We start from the raw sequence: 17,068 nt of genomic DNA on the forward strand, positions 1-17,068 counted from the left end.
CCTCGTGCGTTGAGCATCATGACCGCCGAAGGTGCATCCCCAACGACGTAAGGACCCAATGACCTCCTCTTCTTCCCCTTCCCAGGACACCCAGCGCCTCGCGCACACCTACCCCGAAGGCCTCCGGGCCGATGCCCTGATGGAAGAGGACGTCGCCTGGAGCCACGAGATCGACGGAGAGCGGGACGGCGAGCAGTTCGACCGCTCCGAGCGCGCGGCTCTGCGCCGCGTCGCGGGCCTCTCCACCGAGCTCGAGGACGTCACCGAGGTCGAGTACCGCCAGCTCCGCCTGGAGCGGGTCGTCCTCGTCGGCGTCTGGACCTCGGGGACCGTGCAGGACGCGGAGAACTCCCTCGCGGAGCTCGCCGCCCTCGCGGAGACCGCGGGCGCTCTCGTGCTCGACGGCGTCATCCAGCGCCGCGACAAGCCCGACGCGGCCACCTACATCGGCTCCGGCAAGGCCGACGAGCTGCGCGACATCGTCATCGAGACCGGCGCGGACACCGTCATCTGCGACGGTGAGCTCAGCCCCGGCCAGCTGATCCACCTCGAAGACGTCGTCAAGGTCAAGGTCATCGACCGCACGGCCCTGATCCTCGACATCTTCGCCCAGCACGCCAAGTCCCGCGAGGGCAAGGCGCAGGTCGCGCTTGCGCAGATGCAGTACATGCTGCCGCGGCTGCGCGGCTGGGGTCAGTCGCTGTCCCGGCAGATGGGCGGCGGCAAGGGCGGCGGCCTGGCCACCCGCGGTCCCGGTGAGACCAAGATCGAGACGGACCGGCGACGGATCCGCGAGAAGATGGCGAAGATGCGCCGGGAGATCGCGGAGATGAAGACCGGCCGCGAGATCAAGCGTCAGGAGCGCAAGCGCCACAAGGTGCCGTCCGTCGCCATCGCGGGCTACACCAACGCCGGCAAGTCGTCCCTGCTCAACCGCCTCACGGGCGCGGGCGTCCTGGTCGAGAACGCCCTGTTCGCGACCCTGGACCCGACCGTCCGCCGGGCGGAGACCCCGACCGGCCGGCTGTACACCCTGGTCGACACGGTCGGCTTCGTCCGGCACCTGCCGCACCACTTGGTCGAGGCGTTCCGCTCCACCATGGAGGAGGTCGGTGAGTCCGACCTGATCCTGCACGTGGTGGACGGCTCGCACCCGAACCCGGAGGAGCAGCTGCTCGCCGTCCGCGAGGTGATCAAGGACGTCGGCGCCACCGACGTGCCCGAGATCGTCGTGATCAACAAGGCGGACGCGGCCGACCCGCTGGTGCTCCAGCGGCTGCTGCGCATCGAGAAGCACTCCATCGCGGTCTCGGCGCGCACCGGCATGGGCATCGCCGAGCTGCTCACGCTGATCGACACCGAGCTGCCCCGCCCGTCCGTCGAGATCGAGGCCCTCGTGCCGTACACCCACGGCAGGCTGGTCGCGCGCGCCCACACCGAGGGCGAGGTGATCTCCGCGGAGCATACGGCGGAGGGCACCCTGCTGAAGGTGCGGGTGCACGAGGAGCTGGCGGCGGACCTCGCGCCGTACGTACCCGCTCCCGCGGTCTGATCCACAGGGTGAAGCCCCGCCCCCCGACGCTTCGGTCGGGGGGCGGGGCTTCGACGCGTCGGCGTCACGGCGTCAGCGGCCGCCGTACGTCTTGCTCATGTTCTGGTAGATCGCCTCGGCCTCCGGGCCCAGCTGCGGGCCCGCCAGCCAGGTGTTGTCGGACGGGCCGATGGAGGTGTTGGAGACCAGCTTGGTCGTGCCGTCCACCATCCGGAACCAGCCGCCGCCCGAGGAACCGCCGGTCATGGTGCAGCCGATGCGGTACATCGTCGGCAGGGTCGTCTGCAGCGACAGCCGCCCCGGCCGGTCGAGGCACTTGAACATCTTCAGCCCGTTGTAGGGCGGCGCCGCCGGGTAGCCCCAGGCGCCCATCGTGCCCACCTCCGTCGCGGACGGGGCGGAGAAGTCGACGTCCAGCGCCGCGCCGACGGTCTCCTCCAGCGACTTCGTGCCCTCCTCCGGCTTCACATGCAACACCGCGAAGTCGTACGGGGCCCCCGCGCCGCCCGTCTCCGAACCTCCGTCGATCCACTCGCCCGACGTCGAGGCCCAGTCCGCCCACCAGTTGCCGTAGGGCGCCATCTCGGAGAACGTGGCGTCGCCCAGCTGCGCCTCGCTCTTGCCGAGGTCGTTGTACGCGGGCACGAAGACGATGTTGCGATACCAGCCGCCGGTGCCGCCGGCGTGCACGCAGTGGCCGGCCGTCCACACCAGGTTGGACTTGCCGGGGTGGTTCACGTCCTTGACGACCGTCCCGGAGCAGACCATCGAGCCCTCGGGCGAGTCGAAGAACACCTTGCCCACCGGGGCCGCGTTCTCGTGGTACGGCGTCTTCTCGGCCTGCGCCTCCACTGGCGCGGGATCGGGGTCGCTGACGCCCTGGTCGGCGGCCGCGTCCTTCGTCGTGACCGTCTTGTTGGCCTCCTTCGCGGACTTCATCCGCTCCGGCTTCCACAGACCGTCGATCACCGGGTTGACGAAGTCCTTGGCCTCACTGAGCCACTTGTCCTTGTCCCAGTTCTTCCAGCCGCCGTTCACCCAGTCGTCGACGTCGATGCCGTGGTCCTTGAGCCGGTCGGCGAGGTCCGACGGGATGTGGACCTTGCCGCCGGCGGCCTGGGACGCGGTGGCCGTGGGAGCGTCGTCCGCCGTGTCGTCGTCACCTCCGCCGCAGGCGGTGGCGGTGAGCGCCAGGGCCGCGACGAGGCCGGTGGCGGCGAACAGGATGCGCCGCCGACCGCGCCGGGGCGCGACGGACGTGCGTATGGAGCGCATGGTGCGAGAACCCCCGTGAAAACGCGTGAATGTCATGAGTGGGATGCCATGAGCCGGATGTCATGGCGGGAACGTCATGGTTGGGCCATGGATGGAATGCCATGGATGGAATGCCATGGGTGAAATGTCATGTGCTTGTCATGCCGGAGCGACTCGGAGAGGAGCGCGCACCGGCGACACCCCACTATGCCCGTCGAAATCCGGACGAACGGCGGCGGGCCGGTGAAGGTCCCGTGAGACGCCCCGCCGCCGTCCGTCCTCAGCCGCCGGCCAGGGGACCGACCCCGGCCGTCACCGCTATCGACCGGCGAACTTCTTGCTCACCGAGTCGTACACGCCCTTGGCGACCTCACCCAGATGCGGACCCGCCAGCCAGCCCGAACGGACCGGGCCGATCGAGGTGTTGGACACCAGCGCCGGCTTGCCGTCCGAGCCGGTCGCCACCCAGCCGCCGCCCGACGAACCACCCGTCATCGTGCAGCCGATGCGGTACATCGTCGGATCCGAGGCCGACAGCGACAGCCGGCCCGGCTTGTCCTGGCACTGGTACAGCTTCTGACCGTCGTACGGAGGCGCCGCCGGGTAACCGGTCGCCGTGATGCTCTTCACCTTCGGCACCGCCGGCGCCTTGAAGTCCACCGGCAACGCCGAACCGACCGTCTCCTCCAGGGACTTGCCGGACGTGCCCTCCTCCGGCGTCACATGGATGACGGCGAAGTCGTACGGAGCGCCGTCACCGCCCGTCTGGCCGCCCTGCTTGATCCACTGATCCGAGGTCTGCGCCCAGTCGCCCCACCACACACCGTAGGGAGCCACCTGCTCCCGCGTCGCCGACTGCAACTCCTGCGTCGACATGCCCGGGTCGTTGTACGACGGCACGAAGGCGATGTTGCGGTACCAGCCGCCCTTCTTGCCCGCGTGCACACAGTGGCCCGCCGTCCACACCAGGTTGGACTTCCCGGGGTGCGCCGGGTCCTGTACGACCGTCGCCGAGCAGACCATCGTCCCTTCGGGCGAGTCGAAGAACACCTTGCCCGCCTCGGGGGCGTTGGCGTGGTACGTGGTCGGCACGGCCTTCGCGTCCACCGGATCCGGCGTCGGATCGGTCACGCCCTGGTCGCCGGAGAGGTCGCTGTCGTCGACACCCTTGTCCGGGTCCTCCGCCTCACGCATCCGGTCCGGGTCCCACAGGCCCTTGATGATCGGGTTGATGTAGTCCTGTGCCTCGCGCAGCCAGTCGTCCTTGTCCCAGTTCTTCCAGGCGCCGTTCTTCCACTTGTCGATGTCGATCCCGTGCTCTTTGAGCTTGTCCTTGATGTCCTGCGGGATCTTGATCTTTCCGTCGTCGCCCGCCGTCGCCGACGCCGACGCCTGGCCCTTCGCGTCCGTGTCGCCCGAATCGCAGGCGGTCGCGGTGAGCGCGAGCGCCGAGGCGAGCGCCAGGGCGGTCAGGACGGGGGACGTTCGGCGGCGCGCGTTCCTCCCCCGCCGGGCGATGAACGACGGCCGATTGGATCGCATGGTCTGACTCCCCCTGGTGTCAACGAACGTGGAGCTGAGCCCGGGCCCGCCGCCGGAACTCATGGCGATCTCACGCCGAGTTCACGGGGGTCTCATGGACCGGTGGAACGGGATCACACGATATGCGTTCGCTGTGGGGGACTTCCCACGGAACGGCAACGGTTCCGTCACGGCAAGGATCTTGAGGCAACCCGTAACCCGTTGGGCCGTCCGGGGTTGGTAGCGGTGAGGAGCCTGATGCCTGCGGGCGGGCTCTGTGGGGAAGATCACCGGAAGGGGCGGGGCGGCGTCGTCCAGGGATCGGCCGGAACCGCGCGGATCGGGGCGCCGGACACCAGGGACCGGGTGCGGGACCGACCCCGGCGCGGACGGGCCGGACCGGAAGCGGGCAGGGACGACGACCCGACTCCCCTCTGTACAGCGGGAGGACAGAGAGCCGTGGCTGTGACCGAGTCTGCGTCCGGGGAGGCCGTCGGGGGAGGACGGCGACAGGCCGGGGGTGGTGAAGGACGCCCCGCCGCGCGCCCCGCGCACGAAGGGATCCTGCGGCGCCAGTCCGCGCGCGAGTCGGCAGCCCGCACCTACGCGCGCGCCCTCCCCATCGTTCCCGTGCGGGCCCGTGGACTCACCATCGAGGGCGCGGACGGCCGCCGTTACCTCGACTGCCTCTCCGGCGCCGGCACGCTCGCCCTCGGCCACAACCACCCCGTCGTCCTGGAAGCGATCCGCAAGGTCCTCGACTCCGGCGCCCCGCTGCACGTCCTCGACCTCGCCACCCCCGTCAAGGACGCCTTCATCACCGAGTTGTTCCGCACCCTGCCACCCGGACTCGCCGACCACGCGCGCGTGCAGTTCTGCGGACCGGCCGGCACGGACGCCGTCGAGGCCGCCCTAAAACTCGTACGGGCCGCCACCGGCCGCACCGGAGTCCTCTCCTTCACCGGCGCCTACCACGGCATGACCGCCGCCGCCCTCGACGCCTCCGGCCACGCCGAGGACGTGCGGGTCACCCGCCTGCCCTACCCCTACGACTACCGCTGCCCCTTCGGCATCGGCGGCGAGCAGGGCGCCGAACTCGCCGCCCGCTGGACCGAGTCCGTCCTCGACGACCCCAAATCGGGGGTGCGCCGGCCCGCCGGGATGATTCTCGAACCCGTGCAGGGCGAAGGCGGGGTGATCCCGGCGCCGGACCCCTGGGTGCGGCGCATGCGGCAGATCACCGCCGACCGCTCCATCCCCCTGATCGCCGACGAGATCCAGACAGGCGTCGGCCGCACCGGCTCCTTCTGGGCAGTCGAGCACAGCGGGATCACCCCCGACGTGATGGTGCTGTCCAAGGCCATCGGCGGCAGCCTGCCCCTCGCCGTCGTCGTCTACCGCGAGGACCTGGACGTATGGGAACCGGGCGCCCACGCGGGCACGTTCCGTGGCAACCAACTCGCCATGGCCGCAGGCACGGCAACGCTCGCCTATGTCCGCGAACACGGCCTCGCGGAGCACGCGGCGAGAGTGGGCGGGCGCCTGCTGAGCCAACTCCGCGGGCTGGCGGAGGAGTTCCCGTGGGTGGGGGACGTGCGGGGCCGGGGGCTGATGATCGGGCTTGAGGTGGTGGACGCGGAGGCGGAGGCGGAGGCGGGTGGGGACGGGAGCGGGGGCGGTGGTGGTGACGTCTGCGGCGGAGTCGGCGTCGAGGCTCAGCCTGGTGCTGGTGCTGGTGCTGGTGCTGGTGCTGGTGCTGGTGCTGGTGCTGGTGCTGGTGCTGGCGCTGGCGGCTGTGCCGGTGTCGGGCCTGCCGGGGTCGGCTACCTCAACGGTGAGGTGACCGGCGTCGGTGCGGCACGCGGCGTCCGCGCCACCGCATCCGCTTCGTCTCCCTCCGCCGCGGCCCCGCCGACCGGGAGCCGGCCCGCCCGGTCCCCTCACCCCGCCGCCCCCCACCTCGCGGCCGCCGTCCAGCGAGAGTGCCTCCGCCGCGGCCTGATCGTCGAACTCGGCGGTCGTCACGCGAGCGTGGTCCGGCTCCTTCCGCCCCTGACGATCACCGACGAGCAGGCGTCCGCCGTGTTCGACCGGCTGGCCGACGCGGTGGCGGCGGTGGCCGGCGAGCAGGACGGCCGCCACGGCAGGCAGAGCCACGACTAGTCCCACAACGGCCGACCAGACAGCCCCGACACCCATCCGCCCCGCACCTCCTCTCCTTCGTCCAGTTCTCCACGCACGAGCCCAACCCCTCCCCCCTCACGAGGAACCGTCTTGACCCCCTCCTCCCAGCCGGCCAACTCCCGCCCGTACACCCCCACCCCGCCGACCGCGCCCACGCTCGCCACGGTCTCCACCTCCGTCCCCCGGCAACAGCCGGGAGCCTCGCGTCCGCAGCGGGCGAACCGCCCCGCCCCGGACCTCCTGGACCACCCCGATCCCCACGTCGCGGCCCAGTCCGCCGCAGTGGAGAACCTGCTGCGCTGCTGGGTCCGCGAGACGAGCCCGACCGCCCCCGTCGACGGAGTCCTCCGCATCCCCCTCCCGGCTTCCGGTACCGCCCTGCTCGCCCCCGTCCACTACTGGTCCCCGACGGGCTGGCACCGCTTCGGCCGACCCCGTCTGGCCGGTGCCCCCGACCCGTGCCCGCCCATCGACGCGGTCACGCTCGCGGCCCTGCTGGCGCGTGAGAGCAAGGCGTCCACGCCCGCCGACAGCGTCGCCCTCGTGGCCCGCGTCGCCGACTCCGTGAGCCGCACCGCGACCTTCGTCGGCGACCGCCGCGCCCACCCCGCCGACGCGCCCGACCTCTTCCTCTCCGCCGAGCAGTCCCTCGTACTCGGCCACCCGCTGCATCCGACCCCGAAGAGCCGCGAAGGCCTCTCCGACACCGAGGCCCGGCTGTACTCACCCGAGTTGCGCGGCTCCTTTCCCCTGCACTGGCTGGCAGTCGCCCCCTCCGTGCTCGCCACCGACTCCGCCTGGACCGAACGCGGCCGCCCGGTCTCGGCGGAACAGCTGACCTCCCGGCTCGCCGGAGCCGAACTGCCCCTGCCCGACGGCTGGGCCGCCCTGCCCCTGCACCCCTGGCAGCTGCGTGACGTCCGGCACCGTCCCGAGGCCGCCGCCCTTTTCGACGCCGGGCTGCTCCGCGACCTCGGTCCGCACGGTCTGCCGTGGCGTCCCACCTCCTCCGTCCGCACCGTTCACCGGTCCGGCGCCCCCGCGATGCTCAAACTGTCGCTGGGCCTGCGCATCACCAACTCCCGTCGCGAGAACCTCCGTAAAGAACTGCACCGCGGTGTCGAGGTGCACCGCCTTCTGCGCGCCGGCCTGTTCCGGCAGTGGCAGACCGCCCACCCCGGCTTCGACATCGTCCGCGATCCCGCCTGGCTCGCGGTCGACGCCCCGGACGGGACCCCGGTGACCGGGCTCGACGTGGTGATCCGGCACAACCCGTTCAACCCGTCCGACGACGTCTCCTGTATCGCCGGCCTCGTCTCGCCCCGTCCGCACGCCCTGACACCCGCCGGGGCGTCCGCCGCGACGCCCGACCGACCCGAGACCGGCGAATTCGCCGAGCCGAGTGCCGCCGAATCCTGCCGGACAGCGGCCACCGTCACCTGCTCCCGGCTCGCCACACTCGTCACCCGGCTCGCCGCGCGCACCGGACGCCCACGCGGAGCCGTCGCCGCCGAGTGGTTCCTGCGCTACCTCCAGCAGGTGGTCCGTCCCGTGCTGTGGCTCGACGGCGAGGCCGGCATCGCCCTGGAGGCCCACCAGCAGAACACGCTGCTCCTGCTGGACCCCGACGGCTGGCCCGCCGGCGGCCGCTACCGTGACAACCAGGGCTACTACTTCCGCGAGTCCCACCGCGCGGAACTCGACGCACGTCTGCCCGGCATCGGTGAACGGAGCGACACCTTCGTCTCCGACGAGGTCACCGACGAACGCTTCGCCTACTACCTCGGCATCAACAACGTGCTCGGTCTCATCGGAGCGTTCGGCTCGCAGGGCCTCGCCGACGAGGAATTGCTGCTCGCCGGCTTCCGCCGCTTCCTCCAGGACGCCGCCTCCGGCCCCCGACGGCTGCGCAGCTCACTGCCCGCCCGTCTGCTCGACTCGCCTGACCTGCGCTGCAAGGCCAACCTCTTGACCCGGCTGCACGGCTTGGACGAACTCGTCGGCCCTGTCGACACCCAGTCCGTCTACGTCACCATCGCCAACCCTCTCCACGTCCGTCCCTGACCCCAGACCACCGGCCAACCCCCTTCATGTCCAAGGAACATGCCCCGCCCACCTCTGGAGAGGAGCAACCCGTGTCTCTCACCGATGCCGACGCCAACGCCAACGCCGACGCCGAAGCCCGTACGACCCTCGAAGCGACCGCGGCCGACCCGGACGTCGAGAAGACACTGGAACTGCGCCTTCCCGCAGAGCTCTTCGCCCCGGTCGCGGACGCGGCACCCCGCGTTCCCGCACCCGGCCTCCCCGCACCCCGCGTCCCTGCACCCCAAGTCCCCGGAACCCAAGTCTCCGCACCACTGGACCTCCTTGACCAGGTTGGTGACTGGGGACCCACGGCCACGCCCGCAGGCGTGTTCCACCTCAAGCCCGTCCATGTTCCCCGGGACCTGCCCCTCGTCGCCCGCTGGATGAACGACCCCGCTGTCGCGGCCTTCTGGGGACTGGCGGGCCCCGAGACCGTGACCGAGGAGCATGTGCGCCGCCAGTTCTCAGGCGACGGACGCAGCGTTCCGTGCCTGGGGACGCTGGACGGCACCCCGATGAGTTACTGGGAGATCTACCGAGCCGACCTGGACCCGGTGGCACGGCACTATCCCGCTCGACCTCATGACACCGGAATCCACCTCCTCCTCGGCGGTGTCGCGGACCGTGGGCGAGGGCTGGGCGGTGTCCTGCTCAGAGCCGTCGCCGATCTCGTCCTCGACAAGAGACCTTCGTGCGCACGTGTCATCTCTGAACCCGACCTTCGCAACACCCCTTCCATCGCCGCTTTCCTGAGTGCCGGATTCCGCTTCTCCGCCGAGATCGTCCTACCCGCCAAGCGGGCCGCGCTTCTCGTCCGGGACCGGTGCCTGCGCAGTGTTCTGTGACGCTGTGCACTTGCGCCATCACCCTTCGAAACGGACGGCGTCCCGCCCCGGTTCCCACTCGTCCCCACGAATTTCCCGAATCCGCCCCAGCCGCCCACCGCACAGTTCCCTACCGATCCCCACGACCCCCACCGATCCCCACCGACCTCCGGCCGATCCCCGCCGGTCCCAACCGACCCCCGCAGATCCCCACCGGTCCCGACCGGCCCTGCCCCGCTTCGGCCCACGCCTGCCCGCCCGCCCCCCCGGTCCCTCAACCTCTCTCCCCGCCCCCTCCCACCCCACCCACCGAGAAGCCCACGGTCTTGATCCCATCCCTCCCCTCCCTCTCGACCCCTCGTTTGTCAGTCCCGCGCCGTAGGGTGGTCGCGCTATGACGAAGCCCTCACTCCCCGAACTCCTGCACGCCGCTGTCGCCGCCGTCGGCGGTACGGAGCGTCCCGGCCAGGTGGCCATGGCCGAAGCCGTCGCGGAAGCGATCGACGACGGCTCCCATCTGCTCGTCCAGGCCGGTACCGGCACCGGTAAGTCCCTGGGCTATCTCGTGCCCGCGCTCGCTCACGGCGAGCGTGTCGTCGTAGCCACCGCCACGCTGGCCCTGCAGCGCCAGCTGGTGGAGCGCGACCTGCCGCGCACGGTCGACGCGCTGCACCCGCTGCTGCGCCGCCGCCCGGAGTTCGCCATGCTGAAGGGCCGGTCGAACTACCTGTGCCTGCACCGCCTGCACGAAGGCATGCCGCAGGACGAGGAGGAGGGCCTCTTCGACCAGTTCGAGGCCGCAGCCCCCACCAGCAAGCTGGGCCAGGACCTGCTGCGCCTGCGTGACTGGGCGGACGAGACCGAGTCCGGTGACCGCGACGACCTCACGCCCGGCGTCTCCGACCGTGCCTGGGCCCAGGTGTCGGTGTCGTCCCGGGAATGTCTCGGCGCCTCGAAGTGCGCCTATGGGGCCGAGTGCTTCGCCGAGATGGCCCGCGAGCGTGCCAAGCTCGCCGAGGTCGTCGTCACCAACCACGCCCTGCTCGCGATCGACGCGATCGAGGGCGCCCCCGTCCTGCCGCAGCACGAGGTGCTGATCGTCGACGAGGCCCATGAACTGGTCTCACGCGTCACCGGCGTGGCCACCGGCGAGCTCACACCCGGCCAGGTCAACCGGGCGGTGCGGCGTGCGGCGAAGCTGGTCGACGAGAAGGCCGCCGACCAGCTCCAGACCGCCGCCGAGGGCTTCGAGCGGCTGATGGAGCTGGCCCTGCCCGGTCGCCTGGAGGAGATCCCGGAGGACCTCGGGTACGCGCTCATGGCGCTGCGCGACGCCGCCCGCACGGTCATCTCCGCGATCGGCGCCACCCGGGACAAGTCCGTGCAGGACGAGGACGCCGTCCGTAAGCAGGCGCTGGCCTCGGTGGAGACCGTGCACGACGTGGCGGAGCGGATCGTGAACGGCTCCGAGTGGGACGTCGTCTGGTACGAGCGCCACGACCGCTTCGGTGCCTCGCTGCGCGTCGCCCCGCTGTCCGTGTCGGGCCTGCTGCGGGAGAAGCTCTTCGCGGACCGCTCCGTGGTCCTGGCCTCGGCGACCCTGAAGCTGGGCGGGGACTTCAACGGCGTGGGGGCTTCCCTGGGCCTCGCCCCGGAGGGCACCGAGGGCGAGGACGTGCCTCAGTGGAAGGGCGTCGATGTCGGCTCGCCCTTCGACTACCCCAAGCAGGGCATCCTCTACGTCGCCAAGCATCTGGCGCGCCCCGCGCGCGACGGTGACCGTGCGGACATGCTGGACGAGCTGGCCGAGCTGATCCAGGCGGCCGGCGGGCGCACCCTGGGCCTGTTCTCCTCGATGCGGGCGGCCCAGCTCGCCGCGGAGGAATTGCGCGTCCGCATCCCTGAATTCCCGATCCTCCTGCAGGGCGAGGAGACTCTGGGCGAGCTGATCAAGAACTTCGCCGCGGACCCGCAGACCTGTCTCTTCGGCACGCTCTCGCTGTGGCAGGGCGTCGACGTGCCGGGGCCCAGCTGTCAGCTGGTCGTCATGGACAAGATCCCGTTCCCCCGCCCCGACGACCCGCTGATGAGCGCCCGCCAGAAGGCGGTGGAGGACAACGGGGGCAACGGCTTCATGGCGGTGGCCGCCACGCACGCCGCCCTGCTCATGGCCCAGGGCGCCGGCCGTCTCGTACGGGCGTCGGGGGACCGGGGCGTGGTCGCTGTACTGGACCAGCGGCTGGCGACGGCCCGTTACGGCAGCTATCTGAAGGCGTCCATGCCCGACTTCTGGTACACCACGGACCGTAACCAGGTCCGCAAGTCGCTGGCGGCGATCGACGCGGCGGCCAAGGCGAAGGCGGCGCAGACGGAGGCGGCGGAAGCCCAGTGAGGCGTGCCTGGCCCGATCCGACGCCGGATCGGGCCGGCCCGGCCGCACGCGCAGTCTTCCGGCGCCGGGCAGCGCAGGGCCCCGGAACCGGCGCAGGGATCCCGGGGCCCAGTCAGAGGGGGCGGAGGAGGTGAGGCCGCCCGCCGCCGAGGTCAGACGCGGCGCAGTACGGCCACCACCTTGCCCAGGATGGTCGCGTCGTCGCCCGGGATCGGCTCGTAGGCCGCGTTGTGCGGAAGGAGCCACACATGGCCGTCCTCGCGCTTGAAGCGCTTGACCGTGGCCTCGCCGTCGAGCATGGCGGCCACGATGTCGCCGTTCTCCGCGACGGGCTGGCGGCGCACCGTCACCCAGTCGCCGTCGCAGATGGCGGCCTCGATCATCGAGTCGCCGACCACCTTGAGGACGAACAGCTCACCGTCACCGACGAGCTGGCGGGGGAGGGGGAACACGTCCTCGACCGACTCCTCGGCGAGGATCGGCCCACCGGCGGCGATCCGGCCCACCAGCGGGACGTAGGACGCGGCGGGCTTGCCCGCGGTGTCCGTGGGCTGCACGGAGGCGGCCTGGTCGGAGCCGCGCACCTCGTACGCGCGCGGGCGGTGCGGGTCGCGGCGCAGGAAGCCCTTCCGCTCCAGTGCCATCAGCTGGTGCGCGACCGAGGACGTGCTGGACAGGCCGACGGCCTGGCCGATCTCGCGCATGGACGGCGGATAGCCGCGCCGCTGCACCGAGTCCCTGATGACCTCGATCACCCGGCGCTGCCGGTCGGTGAGCCCCGAACTGTCGGCCCGGATGCCTGGAGGTCGACCGGGCAGCGAGCGCTTGTGGCCCTCAGGATTCATGGCTTCGTTCATCGCATGCACCGGCTCGAGTCGGTCCTGGGCAGTGATGGTGGCACTCTCTGCGGTGGTGGTCACGTCGGCCCCTCTCGATGGTCTCCCTGCTGGACAACGGTAGTTGCTTTCGAAAGGTTGCGCCAAACACACGTTCGAGTGAAAAACCGCGGATTGCCTGACTCGATCGCGTGCCTGGGTGTATGGCTAACGCTGTGCCTGACGGACAAAAGCGTCCATTGTTGTACTCTTCCCCGCCGGGGCCGCTGACCTCGTGTGTCGCCGCCCCAGTCTGCCATCCGCCGCGCCGCCCGCGGAGGGCCGGGCACCGCTCTGCGCGGGAGTGCCACCTCTCCTCCTTGCGGCGCCCACCGTATCTCCGTAAGTGCCGCGGCGGTGCGCCCGTACGCGCGCGTGCCGCGCCGGATTTCGGGCGCTCGCTGTGACGGTGGAATCGCGTGCGGTGAGTGTGGCCGCCGCGACACGCGGTGCGGCCTGGATGTATGGGCCAAGCCCCATATCTAGTGGTTGGATGGCAGCAGTGGCCCAGTAGTTGTGGTCCCCGGTGTCTTCGGATGTTCGGGGATCGCCTATGCTTGGGGCTGCTTCGAGGGGCTCGTGGGGCCCAGCGAGGCTATTGAGTCTGCTGTGAGGAGGGTTGGAGTACATGCACTGCCCCTTCTGCAGGCACCCCGACAGCCGTGTGGTCGACAGTCGTACGACCGACGACGGCACGTCGATCCGCAGGCGCCGCCAGTGTCCTGACTGCTCCCGTCGATTCACGACGGTGGAGACGTGCTCGCTGATGGTGGTCAAGCGGTCCGGAGTCACCGAGCCGTTCAGCCGTACCAAGGTCATCAACGGTGTGCGCAAGGCATGCCAGGGACGGCCTGTCACCGAGGACGCGCTCGCCCAGCTCGGCCAGCGGGTCGAGGAGGCGGTGCGAGCCACCGGAAGCGCCGAGCTGACCACCCACGACGTGGGACTGGCCATACTCGGCCCGTTGCAGGAGCTCGACCTCGTCGCGTATCTGAGGTTCGCCTCGGTCTACCGGGCCTTCGACTCGCTCGAGGACTTCGAGACCGCCATCGCGGAACTCAGGGTCCGGCCGGGACGCCCCGCCGCGGACGACGACCGCGCGGACGGCGCTGAAGCTACCGCGGGGAGCCAGGAAGACGAACGCGGGCCGGGAGAGACCGTTCAGGTCCCCGAGCCCGCCCACGCCGCCGACTGACCGGCAGGCCGGAACCGGGCCCCGGGTCCGGCCGGGCGGCGGCGACCAGGGACCTGTCGCGAGCGGAAGCGAGTGGGCGCCCGCGACACAAGACAGAACACCGTGCCACGGGAACAAAGTGGCACTTCAGGGCGTTTTCGCCCGTACAGGGAGGCGGCATGACAGAGACGGCGAGCGGTCCGGCACGAGGTTCCCGAGCCAAGGGCACCAAGGCCACCAAGGGGCTGCGTATCGAGCGCATCCACACCACCCCCGGCGTGCACCCGTACGACGAGGTGGTCTGGGAGCGTCGTGACGTCGTCATGACCAACTGGCGCGACGGCTCGGTCAACTTCGAGCAGCGTGGCGTCGAGTTCCCCGACTTCTGGTCGGTGAACGCGGTCAACATCGTCACCAGCAAGTACTTCCGCGGTGCCGTCGGCACCCCCCAGCGCGAGGTGAGCCTGAAGCAGCTCATCGACCGCATCGTGAAGACGTACCGGAAGGCCGGCGAGGACCACAAGTACTTCGCCTCGCCCGCCGACGCCGAGATCTTCGAGCACGAGCTGGCGTACGCCCTCCTGCACCAGATCTTCAGCTTTAACAGCCCCGTCTGGTTCAACGTCGGCACGCCCCAGCCCCAGCAGGTCTCCGCCTGCTTCATCCTGTCCGTCGACGACTCCATGGAGTCGATCCTCGACTGGTACAAGGAAGAGGGCATGATCTTCAAGGGCGGCTCGGGCGCCGGCCTGAACCTCTCCCGCATTCGCTCCTCCAAGGAGCTGCTCTCCTCCGGTGGCAACGCCTCCGGCCCGGTCTCCTTCATGCGTGGCGCCGACGCCTCCGCCGGCACCATCAAGTCCGGTGGCGCCACCCGCCGCGCCGCCAAGATGGTCGTCCTCGACGTGGACCACCCCGACATCGAGGACTTCATCGAGACCAAGGTCAAGGAAGAGGAGAAGATCCGCGTCCTGCGCGACGCGGGCTTCGACATGGACCTCGGTGGCGACGACATCACCTCCGTCCAGTACCAGAACGCCAACAACTCGGTCCGCGTGAACGACGAGTTCATGCAGGCCGTCGAGCAGGGCGGCAAGTTCGGCCTGCGCGCGCGGATGACCGGTGAGGTGATCGAGGAGGTCGACGCCAAGGCCCTCTTCCGCAAGATCGCCGAAGCCGCCTGGGCCTGCGCCGACCCCGGCATCCAGTACGACGGCGTCATCAACAACTGGCACACCTGCCCCGAGTCCGGCCGGATCACCGCGTCGAACCCGTGCAGCGAGTACATGCACCTGGACAACACGTCCTGCAACCTGGCCTCGCTGAACCTGATGAAGTTCCTGAAGGACGACGGCCAGGGCACCCAGTCCTTCGAGGCCGAGCGCTTCCAGAAGGTCGTCGAGCTCGTCATCACGGCGATGGACATCTCCATCTGCTTCGCGGACTTCCCGACCCAGAAGATCGGCGAGAACACGCGCGCGTTCCGCCAGCTCGGCATCGGCTACGCCAACCTCGGCGCCCTGCTGATGGCCACCGGCCACGCCTACGACTCCGACGGCGGCCGCGCCCTCGCCGGCGCCATCACCTCCCTGATGACGGGTACGGCCTACCGCCGCTCCGCCGAACTGGCCTCGGTCGTCGGCCCGTACGACGGCTACGCGCGCAACGCCGACGCGCACCAGCGCGTCATGAAGCAGCACGCCGACGCCAACGGCACGGCCGTGCGCATGGACGACCTGGACACCCCGGTGTGGGCCGCCGCCACGGAGGCCTGGCAGGACGTCCTGCGCCTCGGTGAGAAGAACGGTTTCCGTAACTCCCAGGCGTCCGTCCTCGCCCCGACCGGCACCATCGGCCTGGCGATGTCCTGCGACACCACCGGTGTCGAGCCCGACCTCGCCCTGGTCAAGTTCAAGAAGCTCGTCGGCGGCGGCTCGATGCAGATCGTCAACGGCACCGTGCCGCAGGCCCTGCGCCGCCTGGGCTACCAGGAGGAGCAGATCGAGGCGATCGTCGCCCACATCGCCGAGAACGGCAATGTGATCGACGCCCCCGGCCTCAAGCACGAGCACTACGAGGTGTTCGACTGCGCCATGGGCGAGCGCGCCATCTCCCCGATGGGCCACGTCCGCATGATGGCCGCGATCCAGCCGTGGATCTCCGGCGCCATCTCCAAGACGGTCAACATGCCGGAGACGGCGACCGTCGAGGAGGTCGAGGAGATCTACTTCGAGGCATGGAAGCTTGGCGTCAAGGCGCTCGCCATCTACCGCGACAACTGCAAGGTCGGCCAGCCGCTCTCCGCGAAGACCAAGGAGAAGGAGAAGGCCGAGATCACGGAGAAGGCCGAGGAGACGATCCGCACCGCGGTCGAGAAGGTGGTCGAGTACCGCCCCGTCCGCAAGCGCCTCCCCAAGGGCCGCCCCGGCATCACCACGTCCTTCACGGTCGGCGGCGCCGAGGGCTACATGACCGCCAACTCCTACCCGGACGACGGTCTCGGCGAGGTCTTCCTGAAGATGTCGAAGCAGGGCTCGACCCTCGCGGGCATGATGGACGCCTTCTCGATCGCCGTCTCCGTCGGCCTTCAGTACGGCGTGCCGCTGGAGACGTACGTCTCGAAGTTCACCAACATGCGCTTCGAGCCGGCCGGTATGACGGACGACCCCGACGTGCGGATGGCGCAGTCGATCGTCGACTACATCTTCCGCCGCCTGGCACTGGACTTCCTGCCCTTCGAGACGCGCTCCGCACTCGGCATCCACTCCGCCGAGGAGCGCCAGCGCCACCTGGAGACCGGCTCCTACGAGCCGACCGAGGAGGACGTCGACGTCGAGGGCCTGGCGCAGTCCGCGCCGCGGCAGACGGACCTGAAGGCCGTCGCCACCCCGAAGGCGTCCGCCGAGACGGCCGCGCCCGCCCCGAAGCAGGCCCACACCAGCGCCGAGCTGGTGGAGATGCAGCTGGGCATCCAGGCGGACGCTCCGCTGTGCTTCTCCTGCGGCACCAAGATGCAGCGGGCCGGCTCCTGCTACATCTGCGAGGGCTGCGGCTCGACGAGCGGCTGCAGCTGATCAAGGGCACGCCGTACGGGCGTGAATGACCCGGCCGGGGGGGGGGGGGGGGGGGGGGGGGGGTAGGGGGGGGGGGGGGGGGGGGGGGGGAAGAGGGGGGGAGGGGGGGGGGGGTGGACCTGGCGGACGA

At 70.5% G+C, this 17,068-nt stretch carries 10 protein-coding genes; 7 read left to right on the forward strand and 3 right to left on the reverse strand.

From position 1 onward, the window contains the following. The first annotated feature begins 58 nt into the window (after positions 1 to 58). Positions 59 to 1,552, forward strand: coding sequence for a GTPase HflX (gene hflX / locus ACZ5NW_RS00255; RefSeq protein ID WP_468741419.1), 1,494 nt, complete (start codon positions 59 to 61; stop codon positions 1,550 to 1,552). Positions 1,553 to 1,624: 72 nt separating this feature from the next. On the opposite strand, the gene ACZ5NW_RS00260 is transcribed toward hflX, so the two are convergent. After that, complete coding sequence (locus tag ACZ5NW_RS00260) at positions 1,625 to 2,827, reverse strand: trypsin-like serine peptidase (RefSeq protein WP_468741420.1); 1,203 nt, start codon at positions 2,825 to 2,827, stop codon at positions 1,625 to 1,627. Positions 2,828 to 3,124: 297 nt separating this feature from the next. Next, the gene (locus ACZ5NW_RS00265) at positions 3,125 to 4,348 is read right to left on the reverse strand and encodes a trypsin-like serine peptidase (protein ID WP_468741421.1); all 1,224 of its coding nucleotides are present in this window, start codon (positions 4,346 to 4,348) and stop codon (positions 3,125 to 3,127) included. A gap of 438 nt (positions 4,349 to 4,786) precedes the next feature. Here ACZ5NW_RS00265 and ACZ5NW_RS00270 point away from each other — a divergent pair, with 438 nt between their 5' ends. The 4 genes from ACZ5NW_RS00270 (at position 4,787) to ACZ5NW_RS00285 (ending at position 11,815) form a co-directional block, all read left to right on the forward strand. Continuing rightward, complete coding sequence (locus ACZ5NW_RS00270; RefSeq protein WP_468741422.1) at positions 4,787 to 6,490, forward strand: diaminobutyrate--2-oxoglutarate transaminase family protein; 1,704 nt, start codon at positions 4,787 to 4,789, stop codon at positions 6,488 to 6,490. A gap of 111 nt (positions 6,491 to 6,601) precedes the next feature. Continuing rightward, positions 6,602 to 8,575 (forward strand): IucA/IucC family protein, encoded by a 1,974-nt coding sequence (locus ACZ5NW_RS00275; protein WP_468741423.1) that lies wholly within the window; start codon positions 6,602 to 6,604, stop codon positions 8,573 to 8,575. Positions 8,576 to 8,646: 71 nt separating this feature from the next. Next, positions 8,647 to 9,444, forward strand: coding sequence for a GNAT family N-acetyltransferase (locus ACZ5NW_RS00280; RefSeq protein WP_468741424.1), 798 nt, complete (start codon positions 8,647 to 8,649; stop codon positions 9,442 to 9,444). A 373-nt stretch (positions 9,445 to 9,817) separates the two neighbouring features. Beyond that, the gene (locus ACZ5NW_RS00285) at positions 9,818 to 11,815 is read left to right on the forward strand and encodes an ATP-dependent DNA helicase (RefSeq protein ID WP_468741425.1); all 1,998 of its coding nucleotides are present in this window, start codon (positions 9,818 to 9,820) and stop codon (positions 11,813 to 11,815) included. Between the two features lie 152 nt (positions 11,816 to 11,967). Here the strand turns inward: ACZ5NW_RS00285 and lexA are convergent, their stop codons facing one another. After that, the gene (gene lexA / locus ACZ5NW_RS00290) at positions 11,968 to 12,735 is read right to left on the reverse strand and encodes a transcriptional repressor LexA (RefSeq protein ID WP_468741426.1); all 768 of its coding nucleotides are present in this window, start codon (positions 12,733 to 12,735) and stop codon (positions 11,968 to 11,970) included. A 583-nt stretch (positions 12,736 to 13,318) separates the two neighbouring features. Here lexA and nrdR point away from each other — a divergent pair. Further along, positions 13,319 to 13,885 (forward strand): transcriptional regulator NrdR, encoded by a 567-nt coding sequence (gene nrdR / locus ACZ5NW_RS00295; RefSeq protein ID WP_468741427.1) that lies wholly within the window; start codon positions 13,319 to 13,321, stop codon positions 13,883 to 13,885. 158 nt (positions 13,886 to 14,043) lie between these two features. Beyond that, a complete protein-coding gene (locus ACZ5NW_RS00300; protein WP_468741428.1) occupies positions 14,044 to 16,938 on the forward strand; it encodes a vitamin B12-dependent ribonucleotide reductase in 2,895 nt (964 codons plus the stop codon). Positions 16,939 to 17,068 lie beyond the last annotated feature (130 nt).

The organism is Streptomyces sp. NPDC032126 (genome assembly GCF_055580085.1).